This is a genomic window from Pandoraea nosoerga (genome assembly GCF_902459585.1).
Lineage (GTDB): Bacteria > Pseudomonadota > Gammaproteobacteria > Burkholderiales > Burkholderiaceae > Pandoraea > Pandoraea nosoerga.
Genome location: NZ_CABPSC010000014.1, coordinates 40,668 through 51,475, shown reverse-complemented (window position 1 = coordinate 51,475; position 10,808 = coordinate 40,668). Strand labels below are relative to the sequence as shown.

General features: G+C 67.9%; 6 protein-coding genes. 5 read left to right on the top strand and 1 reads right to left on the bottom strand.

Features of this window, described 5'->3' with window-relative positions; all coding sequences use genetic code 11:
* Window positions 1-41: 41 nt before the first annotated feature.
* From PNO31109_RS17115 to aroG, 4 genes are all read left to right on the top strand, one after another.
* Entirely contained in the window at window positions 42-4,427 is a 4,386-nt protein-coding gene (locus tag PNO31109_RS17115) for a YhdP family protein (RefSeq protein WP_150556669.1), read from the top strand.
* 76 nt (window positions 4,428-4,503) lie between these two features.
* Window positions 4,504-5,352, top strand: a complete 849-nt coding sequence (locus PNO31109_RS17110; protein WP_150556668.1) for a carbon-nitrogen hydrolase family protein — start codon at window positions 4,504-4,506, stop codon at window positions 5,350-5,352.
* Window positions 5,353-5,428: 76 nt separating this feature from the next.
* A complete protein-coding gene (tldD, locus tag PNO31109_RS17105) occupies window positions 5,429-6,889 on the top strand; it encodes a metalloprotease TldD (RefSeq protein ID WP_150556667.1) in 1,461 nt (486 codons plus the stop codon).
* 443 nt (window positions 6,890-7,332) lie between these two features.
* Window positions 7,333-8,406 (top strand): 3-deoxy-7-phosphoheptulonate synthase AroG, encoded by a 1,074-nt coding sequence (gene aroG, locus PNO31109_RS17100; protein ID WP_150556666.1) that lies wholly within the window; start codon window positions 7,333-7,335, stop codon window positions 8,404-8,406.
* Window positions 8,407-8,489: 83 nt separating this feature from the next.
* On the opposite strand, the gene PNO31109_RS17095 is transcribed toward aroG, so the two are convergent.
* The gene (locus PNO31109_RS17095) at window positions 8,490-9,053 is read right to left on the bottom strand and encodes a cob(I)yrinic acid a,c-diamide adenosyltransferase (RefSeq protein WP_150556665.1); all 564 of its coding nucleotides are present in this window, start codon (window positions 9,051-9,053) and stop codon (window positions 8,490-8,492) included.
* A 328-nt stretch (window positions 9,054-9,381) separates the two neighbouring features.
* On the opposite strand from PNO31109_RS17095, the gene PNO31109_RS17090 reads away from it, so the two are divergent.
* On the top strand, window positions 9,382-10,803 hold the full coding sequence (locus PNO31109_RS17090) for an FAD-binding oxidoreductase (protein ID WP_150556664.1): 1,422 nt from the start codon (window positions 9,382-9,384) through the stop codon (window positions 10,801-10,803).
* The last annotated feature ends 5 nt before the right edge of the window (window positions 10,804-10,808 follow it).

Below are 10,808 nucleotides of genomic sequence, written 5' to 3'. Positions count from 1 at the left end.
TTTGCCACAGAAACTACCACATTCCCTCGTAGACGCGCAGCATGACCGACCGTAAGCCGCCCGCCTCGCCCACTGCGACCCGGTCCTGGTTCTCGTCACTGCCGCGTGGCCTGCGCCTGGCCCTGGAATGGCTGCTGGCGCTCGTCGTCATCGTCTATTTCGGACTTGGTGCCGTCGTCCTCGCGACCCGGTACGTGATCCTCCCCCGTGTTGCCGACTACCGCCCGCAAATCGAAGCGGCGGCCACGCGCGCCATCGGCCTGCCCGTGACCATCGGCCGCGTCGACGCCGTCTGGCGTGGCTGGCATCCGTATCTGACGCTCGAAGACGTGCGCGTGGCGCGCGCCGCGCCGGCCCCGAAGCCCAAGGCGCACCCGCTCGCGCGCGTGGCGGTGCCCGTGCCCGCGAGCCGTGCCGATGCGTCGGCGTCCGCTGCGGGCAACGCGCGCCATTCCGGGGATACGGCGAACGCCGCCGTCGCCTATGCTCCGCCGGGCGCCCCGCCGCCGGCCGATCCGGGACTCACGCTGCACCGGCTCGACGCCGTGCTCTCGTGGACAAGCCTGCTCCATCTGGATCTGCGCCTGTCCGACCTCACGCTGTATCAGCCGGACCTGACGGTCGAGCGTCTGGCCGACGGCTCGGTGCTCGTGGCGGGATTGCCCATCAGCGGCAACACCGGCGCGTCGAACACGCAGGCCGCCGACTGGCTGATGCGTCAGGCGCGCGTCGTCGTTCGCGGCGGCACGGTGCGCTGGCGCGACGCCACGCGCGACGTGCCCGAGCTCGTCGTCACGCAAGTAAACGCCATGCTGCGCAATCGCGGCTTCGAGCATCGATTTGGCTTGCAGGCCACGCCGCCGGCCGGCATGGTCGCGCCGCTCGACATCCGGGCGCGCTTTACGAGCCCGCTGTTCACGCGCCCCGGCGAAGTCGAGCGCTGGCGCGGACAGGTCTACGCCGAGCTCGGCACGCTCGATCTGAGCGCGCTGGCGCGCTACGTCGATCTGCCGGGCAAGGATTCGCGCGGGCGTGTCGCCGCTCGCGCCTGGGTCGATTTCGACAGCGGCGCGCTCATCGGCGCCACGCTGCGCGCGGCCGGCGAGAACACGTCGGTGCAATTGGCGGACGATCTGCCGCCGCTCACGTTCGACGCCACCGGCGGGCGCATCGATCTCACGCGCGCCGGCGCCCAGGCCGACGCGGGCTGGAACCTGCGCGCGCGCGACCTGACGCTGCAGGCCGCCGGCCGTCCCACGCTCGACGTGCCGGACCTCCGGGGCAGCTATGCCCCCGGCTCGCAGGAGCATGGCCAGCGCATGACGCTCGCCGGCCAGCGCTTCGACATCGGCGCGGCGATGGCGCTCGTGCCGTCGCTGCCGATCGACGCCCAGACCCGCGAGACGCTCGCCAGCTTCCGCCCGCGCGGCCGCCTCGCCAACTTCGATCTCAGCTACCAGGCGCCCAAGCCGCATGGATCGGGCAACTGGCGCGACCTGCCGGGGCTCAAGCAGTTGCCGCCCGAGCGCGACCGGTACCGCGTGGTGGCCGACTTCGAGGGCCTCGGCATCGACAGCCAGGCCAGTCAGCGCCCGCCGGCGCAACCCGGCGCGCCAAACGCCGGGCGCCCCGGCTTCTCGAACCTGAGCGGCCACGTGGATGCCGACCAGACGCGCGGCGCTCTGACGCTCGACGCAAGGAATGCCACGCTGGACTTTCCCGGCCGCTTCGACCAGCCGCGCATCGATCTCGACACGCTGAGCGCGCGCACGTCGTGGCGCGTGTCGCGTTCCGCGGCCCGGCGCGATGCGCCGGCCAACGTGCAGGTGCGTATCGATGCGCTGCATGTGCAGAACGCCGAACTCGCGGGCGACGTGAGCGGCACCTGGCACAACGGCGGCAAGGGCAACGGCATCGTCGACCTGAAGGGCAACATCGCGCGCGCGAATGCCAACGCGGTGCCGCGCTATCTGCCGACCGACATCGGCGCCGGCGTGCGCGACTATCTGCAGCGCGCACTGCTCGCCGGCACGGTGCAAAACGCGCCGTTCGCCGTGCAGGGCGACCTCGAGGACTTCCCCTACGGCAAGGGCGGCGGCAGGTTCAACGTCGACATTCCGCTCGTCGACGTGACGTTCAACCCCTCGCCGCTGCGTCCCGGCCATACGGAAGTCTGGCCCTCGTTCGAGAAGGTGCGCGGCAACCTGCGCTTCGACGCGGACAAGCTGCACATCGCCATCGACTCCGGCACGGTCTTCGGCGTGACGCTCACGCAGGTGCTCGGCGATATCAGCAACATCGGTCAGAACGATTCGACGCTCACGCTCAAGGGCGACGCCAAGGGGCCCGCGGCCGATTTCGTGAAGTACCTCAACAGCAGCCCGGTAGGCCACTGGATCGGCGACTTCACCGACGAGACGCGGGCGAGCGGCACCACACAGCTCGCCATGCAGTTGTCCATGCCGCTCGAGCACACCGACCGCTCGAAGGTCACCGGACGCGCGCGCTTCCTGCGCAACGACGTGACGCTGCTCGGCGGCCTGCCCACGTTCGGCGCCGTGGACGGCGAACTCGCGTTCACCGAGCGTGGCATCTCGCTCGACAACCTGCGCGGCACGTTCCTCGGCGGCGAGGTGCGCGCCTCGGGCGGCAGTCGCGACGACGGCACCATCGCGCTGAACATCAGCGGCACGATGAGCGCGCAAGGACTGCGCGAGAACCGCGAGAACGCCTCGCTCGCGCAGCTCGCCAAGCGCATGACGGGCAGCACGCCGTACACCGCGACGGTCGCGGTGCGCCAGGGCATGACGGAAGTGGCCGTGCAATCGACGCTCGCCGGCCTCGCCGTCAATCTGCCGGCGCCGCTCGGCAAGAGTGCGGAGACGTCCCTGCCCGCACGCTTCACGCTGCGGCCCCAGCCGAACCCCGGCGGGCGCCGCATCGATACGCTCGAATTCGCCATCGGCAGCGTGCAGGCCAACTACGTGCAGCAGCGCATCGGAACGCGCGTCGACGTGCTGCGCGGCGGCATCGGCGTCAATCAGCCGGTGCCGGCCCCGCGCGAAGGCGTGCAGGCGGCCGCACAGTTCGACACGCTCGACGTGGACGCCTGGCGCAGCGTGATTGCCTCGCTCGATAGCGCCGCCGTCACGCCCGGCACGCAAGGCACGCCGCCCGCACCGGCCGCCACCGCCGCGGCCGCGCGTGACGAATTCGGCGCGCTCACGCCTTACATTCCCACGCGCCTCGCGCTGCACGCGAGGCAGGTGCGCCTGATGTCGCGCCTGTGGCCGGAGTTCGTCGTCGGCGCGCAGCGCAACGATCGCGACTGGCAGGTCAGCCTCGCGTCCGATCTGGTGTCCGGCTTCGCCGAGTGGCATGCGCCCGACGCGAAGAGTCCGTCGGGAGCGATTCGCGCGCGGCTCGCGAAGCTCGTCATCCCGCGCGAAGAGCACGGCGAGGACGTTCTCACGCAGGTGCTCGACGAGCCGAGCGATGAATTCCCCGCCATCGACCTCGTCGCGAACGATTTCGTGCTGCGCGACAAGCCGCTGGGCAAGCTCACGCTCAACGCGCACAACGACGTCGAGGACGGCGTGCCCGTCTGGCAGCTCACGAAACTGCAGCTGAGCAACAACGCCGCCACGCTGGACGTGAGCGGCAACTGGCGCACGTCGCGGCGGCGCGCGGCGGCCGCCGGCAGCAACGAGGACGTGCCGCGCCGTACAGTGCTCGACTTCAATCTCGACGTGAAGGACGCGGGCGGCCTGCTCGACCGGCTGGGGCTGCCCAAGACGCTCAAGGACGGCTCGGGCACGGTGTCGGGCCGCTTCGGCTGGCGCGGCGGGCCCGATGCCATCGACTATCCGACGCTCGGCGGGCGCGTGAAGGTCGATCTGCGGCGCGGACAGATCCTGAAAGCGGACCCGGGGCTCGCGAAGCTGCTGGGCGTGCTCTCGCTGCAGACGCTCACCAAGATCATCACGTTCGACTTCAACAGCGTGATCGGCAGCGGCCTGCCGTTCGACAGCATCGACGGCAACGCCACCATGCAGGCCGGCGTGGCCACGACGAACGACCTGACCATCAACGCCAACGCGGCCACCATCAAGATCGACGGCCACACCGACCTCGCACGCGAGACGCAGGATCTGAACGTGCTGGTGTTGCCGAAGATCAACGCGGCGTCGGCCTCGCTTGCGTGGGCAATCATCAACCCGGCGCTGGGCATCGGCTCCTTCTTTGCGCAACTGGCGCTGGGCGATCAGCTCTCGCGCACGCTCTCGAGCCGGTATCACGTGACCGGTTCCTGGGACAATCCGGTCATCGGACAGGGAAGCGACAATAAGAGTAAGATCGAAACAACGCCGGAGACCCGGCCGCAGACGCAAGACCGCGCGCGATCGCTCGGCATGCGCGGCAATTGAGCGCCTTTGCCGCGCCTGCCGCCGCCCGCTCCCGCCCGCCCATATCCGTCTCAAATCGAGCCCGATTCGCCCAGAAATGACGAGTACCGAAACACAGTCCGCCCAGTTCCCGGCCGCGCCCGTGCGCGTGGCTGCCGTGCAAATGGTGAGCGCGCCCGACGTTGGGCGCAATCTGGCCGAAGCCGCCCGTCTGGTCGCCGAGGCGGCTCACGCCGGCGCGCAACTGGTGCTGCTGCCCGAGTACTTCTGCTACATGGGGCAGCGCGACACGGACAAGCTTGCCTTGCGCGAAACGCCGGGCAGCGGGCCGATCCAGGACTTCCTGTCGCAAACGGCCCGCCGCCACGGCGTCTGGCTCATCGGCGGCACGCTGCCGCTGGCCGCGCCGGAACCGGAGCGCGTGCTCAACACCACGCTCGTGTTCGATCCGCACGGCGCACCGGCCGCGCGCTACGACAAGATCCACCTGTTCAACTTCGTCAAGGGCGACGAGGCCTACGACGAGGCGCGCACGATTCGCCCCGGCGAGGCGGTACGCACCTTCGAAGCGCCATTTGGCCGCGTGGGCCTGTCGGTGTGCTACGACCTGCGTTTTCCCGAGTTGTACCGCGCCATGGGCGACTGTACGCTCGTGGTGGTGCCGGCCGCCTTTACCTACACCACGGGCCGTGCGCACTGGGAATTGCTGCTGCGCGCGCGCGCCATCGAGAACCAGTGCTACGTGCTGGCGTCCGCGCAGGGCGGCCACCACGAGAACGGGCGGCGCACCTGGGGACACTCCATGCTGATCGACCCTTGGGGCGATATCGTCGCCCAGCGTGAAACGCAAGGCGCCGGCGTGGTCGTCGGCGACATCGATCCCGCACGGCTGGCGAGTGTGCGCGAGAGCCTGCCCGCGTGGCGGCACCGCGTGCTGCGAGGTTGATTTCCGGGCTTTCGCCCCCAACTGGCTCCCATATTCGCCCTCATCCACCGAATACCTTTCCTTGGCCTGACACCGCATGAAAATCATCGACACCGGCATCCAGAACCTGGCCACGGCGCGCGAGCTCCTGCTCACGCCGTATGGCCTCGACGAAAGCCACCTGCAACGCGCGCTCGGCGACATCTTCACGCACCGGGTCGACTATGCCGACCTGTACTTCCAGTACACGCGCAGCGAAGCGTGGAGCCTCGAGGAAGGCATCGTCAAATCGGGGTCGTTCTCGATCGATCAGGGCGTCGGGGTGCGCGCCATCGTGGGTGATCGCACCGCTTTCGCGTACTCGGACGACATCTCTGAGGTCGCGCTCAAGGACGCGGCTGCCGCCACGCGCAGCATTGCCTCGGCCGGACGCGGACGCGTAAAGGTCGGCAGCAAGCTCTCGAGCACCAGCGGCCACGGCCTGTACCTGCCTGCCGACCCGCTCGCCTCGCTCGACGCCAACGGCAAGGTCGCGCTGCTCGAGCGCGTGGAGAAGCTCGCCCGCGCGCGCGACGCGCGCGTCTCGCAGGTCATGGCGGGCCTCGCCGGCGAGTACGATGTCGTGCTCGTCGCGCGCAGCGACGGCGTGATCGCGGCCGACGTTCGTCCGCTCGTGCGCGTGTCGGTCACCGTCATCGTCGAGTCCAACGGACGCCGCGAGATCGGCAACAGCGGCGGCGGTGCGCGCCTCGATTACGGCTACTTCACGGACGAACTGCTCGAAAAGTACGTCAAGGAGGCGGTCGACGGCGCCATCGTCAAGCTCGACGCCCGCCCCGCCCCGGCCGGCGCCATGACCGTCGTGCTCGGCCCGGGCTGGCCCGGCGTGCTGCTGCACGAAGCGGTCGGCCACGGCCTGGAGGGCGACTTCAACCGCAAGGGCTCGTCCGCCTTCTCGGGACGCCTCGGCGAACGCGTGGCCGCCAAGGGCGTCACCGTGGTCGACGACGGCACGCTGTCGAACCGCCGCGGCTCGCTCAACATCGACGACGAAGGCAACCCGACGCAGTGCACCACACTGATCGAAGACGGGATCCTGAAGGGCTACATGCAGGACAGCATGAACGCGCGCCTGATGAAAATGCCGGTCACGGGCAACGGTCGCCGCGAGTCATACGCGGCGCTGCCGATGCCGCGCATGACGAACACATACATGCTCGGCGGCGACAAGGACCCCGAGGAAATCATCAAGTCGGTCAAGCGCGGCCTTTATGCCGTGAACTTCGGCGGCGGGCAGGTCGACATCACCAACGGCAAGTTCGTGTTCTCGATGTCCGAGGCGTACATGATCGAGGACGGCAAGATCACCTACCCGGTCAAGGGCGCGACGCTCATCGGCAACGGCCCCGAATCGCTCAAGGATGTGACCATGATCGGCAACGACATGTCGCTCGACTCCGGCGTGGGCGTGTGCGGCAAGGAAGGTCAGAGCGTGCCGGTCGGCGTGGGCCAGCCGACGCTGCGCATCGAGAACATGACCGTGGGCGGCACCGCCTGAGGCCGCGTTCGCGCCGCGTTTGGCGCAACGCAAAAAATGCGCAAAGCTTAGCAAGACGCCCGGCCCAAACCGGGCGTCTTCGCATGTTTTCCAGAGAACTCATTTTATCGACGCAAAATTGGCAACAGAATTGCGACATTTCCGCACGTTTTTCGCTGCTTTAGCTTGATGGTGCGGTTGCAGCGCCATACGATTCGGCGTATAAAGCTGTTTCTGTGCACGGCGCAAGTCCGCGGTGCAACACCCGAGACCCATTCATGATCGCCAGCAAGTTTTATTTTTACTTTTTTGCGAATCTCACACCGCTGGCGGATGGAGAGGGGTACTTGCAGCAGTAAGCAACGAAACGAATCCTGAAAAACCGCCAGCGAGTCTGGCGGTTTTTTTTTGACCCGTATCCCGAGAAACGAAACGCACTCAGCACTGCCCAGGAGAAAACGACCATGCCTCCCCACAACACCGATGACGTCCGCATTCGCGAGCTCAAGGAACTGACGCCGCCGGCGCATCTGATTCGCGAATACCCCTGCTCCGAACGGAGCGCGGATCTCATCCACCGCTCGCGCGGCGCCATTCACCGCGTGCTGCATGGCATGGAAGACCGTCTCGTGGTGATCATCGGCCCGTGCTCGATCCACGATCCGAAGGCTGCGCTGGAATACGCCTCGCGCCTGGTCGAACAGCGCGAACGCCTCAAGGGCGAGCTCGAAATCGTGATGCGCGTGTACTTCGAAAAGCCGCGCACGACGGTCGGCTGGAAGGGGCTCATCAACGACCCCCACATGGACAACAGCTTCAAGATCAACGACGGTCTTCGCCTCGCGCGCGATCTGCTCGCGCAGATCAACGAACTGGGCCTGCCCGCCGGCACCGAATATCTCGACATGATCAGCCCGCAGTACATCGCCGATCTCGTGTCGTGGGGCGCCATTGGCGCGCGCACCACCGAATCGCAGGTGCACCGCGAACTGGCCTCGGGGCTGTCGTGCCCGGTCGGCTTCAAGAACGGCACCGACGGCAACGTGAAGATCGCCGTGGACGCCATCAAGGCCGCCTCGCAGCCGCACCATTTCCTGTCAGTCACCAAAGGCGGGCATTCGGCCATCGTGTCGACCTCGGGCAATGAGGACTGCCACCTGATCCTGCGCGGCGGCAAGGCGCCCAACTACGACGCCGCAAGCGTGCAAAGCGCCTGCGAAGAGATCGCCAAGTCGGGACTGGCCGCGCGCGTGATGATCGACGCCTCGCACGCCAACAGCCAGAAAAAGCACGAAAACCAGATCCCGGTGTGCGAGGACATCGCGCGTCAGATCGCCGCCGGCGATGACCGCATCATTGGCGTGATGGTGGAATCGCATCTCGTGGCCGGCCGCCAGGACCACGTGCCCGGCCAGCCGCTCACCTACGGGCAGAGCATCACCGATGCCTGCATCAACTGGGAAGACAGCCTGAAGGTGCTCGACACGCTCGCCGACGCCGTGCGGGCGCGCCGTCTGGCACGCGGCGCCGGCAACTGAGCGGCGCTCATGCCGGTGCACCGCCGCCGGCAAACGACCCGAGCGGACCCGAGCGCGGGTGCGGCGCGAACGCCCGTGCGCGGTCAGCCCGCGGCGTTGCCGGCGCGAGCGCGCTGCCAGAGCACGTCAGCGCCGCCGCCCGCATGGTTGAGTACCCGGGCGAGCACGAACATCAGGTCGGACAGCCGATTGATGTACTGACGCGGGGCGGGCCCCACCGTCTCTTCGGCGCCAAGCGCCACCATCGCCCGCTCGGCCCGGCGCGTCACGGTACGCACCACATGGGCGAGCGCCGCGGCACGCGTGCCGCCGGGCAGGATGAACTCGCGCAGCGGCGGCAGATCGGCATTGAGCCGTGCGAGCCAATCGTCGAGCTTGGCCACCTGGGCCTCGCCAAGCAGCGTGTGACGCGGCATGCTCAGTTCGCCGCCGAGATCGAACAGATCGTGCTGGATGTCGAGCAGCAGCGCGCGGATGTCTTCCGGCAGCGCTTCGCACAGCAACACGCCGATATGCGAATTCGTTTCATCGATCTCGCCGATGGCGACGATGCGCGCACTGGATTTGTCCACCCGCGCGCCGTCCCCGAGGCCGGTCTTGCCGCCGTCGCCCGTGCGCGTGACGATCTTGCTCAAACGATTACCCATCTTCCGATACCTGCCCTTGCGACACATGCGGCACATGCGGCCCGTGCGGCCCGCCGGCGCCCGATGCCGGCCACCGGGACCGCTTGCCGTGCCTGGTTGACATTGACCGGCCGGCGCGCGGCTGCCCATTTTTCGGGCAATTCCGATGGCGCGCTGGCGCGGCAAGTCCGTATGATATGACGCAAAGGGTGGGGAAAAACGCCGTCACGGCGTAAAATCCCCGCTCATGAGGTGTCAGGGGCGCGCCATGGCGTGTCCGAGACCCCGCCCGATATGGAGCGCGCCACCGCCTGACGGCGCTGGCCCCGGAGACCCGAAGGAGAAAGCCGTGAATCACCCCCATCTGCCGTTCGCTGCAAGGCGTCCGTTCCCCGACGCGCTACTGAGCGAGTTGCAAGCCCTGCTGGGCGAGCGCATCAGCACCAAGGACGCGCTGCGCGAGCATCACGGCCGCGACGAATCTCCGTTCGATCCCATGCTTCCCGATGCGGTCGCGTTCGCGCACAGCACCGAAGAGGTCTCGCAGATCGTCAAACTGTGCGCCCGATACGACGTGCCCATCATTCCGTATGGCGCCGGCTCCTCGCTCGAGGGGCATCTGCTCGCCGTCGAGGGTGGGCTGTCGCTCGACCTCTCGGAGATGAACCAGATCGTCTCGATCAACGCCGAGGACCTGACGGTTACCGTGCAGCCCGGCATCTCGCGCAAGGCGCTCAACGAGGCCCTGCGCGACACCGGACTGTTCTTCCCGATCGATCCGGGCGCGGATGCGAGCATCGGCGGCATGTGCGCCACGCGCGCGTCCGGCACCAATGCCGTGCGCTACGGCACGATGCGCGAGAACGTCCTCGCACTGACGGTCGTCCTCGCCGACGGCCGCGTGATCCACACGGGCACGCGCGCCCGCAAGTCGTCGGCGGGCTACGACCTCACGCGTCTTTTCGTCGGCAGCGAAGGCACGCTGGGCGTCATCACCGAAGCCACGGTGCGCCTGTATCCGCAGCCCGAAGCCGTGTCGGCGGCGATCTGCTCGTTCCCGAGCATGACGGACGCCGTGAACTGCGTCATCCAGACGATTCAGCTCGGTGTGCCGGTGGCGCGCGTGGAGTTCGTGGACGCGCTGGCCGTGCGCGCCATCAACAAGCATTCGAAGCTCGAACTGCCCGAAACGCAAACGCTGTTCTTCGAATTCCACGGCAGCGACGCCGGCGTGAAGGAACAGGCGGAGACGGTGGAGATGCTCGCCAGGGAAAACGGTGGCACCGGCTTCGAATGGGCCACTCGCACCGAAGACCGCAATCGCCTCTGGAGCGCACGCCACAGCGCGTACTTCGCCATGCTGCAGCTCAAGCCGGGCTGCCGCGCCGTGACGACGGACGTGTGCGTGCCGATATCGCGTCTGGCCGAGTGCGTCGGCGAGACCGAGCAAGACCTGCGTGCGTCGAGCCTGCCCTGTCCGATCGTGGGCCATGTGGGCGACGGCAACTTCCACGTGGCGATCCTGATCGACCCGGACAAGCCCGAAGAAATCGCGGAGGCCGAACGGCTCAACCAGCGCATCGTCGAGCGCGCGATTCGCATGGGCGGCACGTGCACCGGCGAACACGGCGTAGGGCTGCACAAGATGGACTTTCTCGTGACCGAACACGGCGAGGACGCCATCGACGTGATGCGCGCGATCAAGACGTCGCTCGATCCGCACAACCTGCTCAATCCGGGCAAGATTTTCCGGTTGCGCCCGGCGGGCTGAGGGCC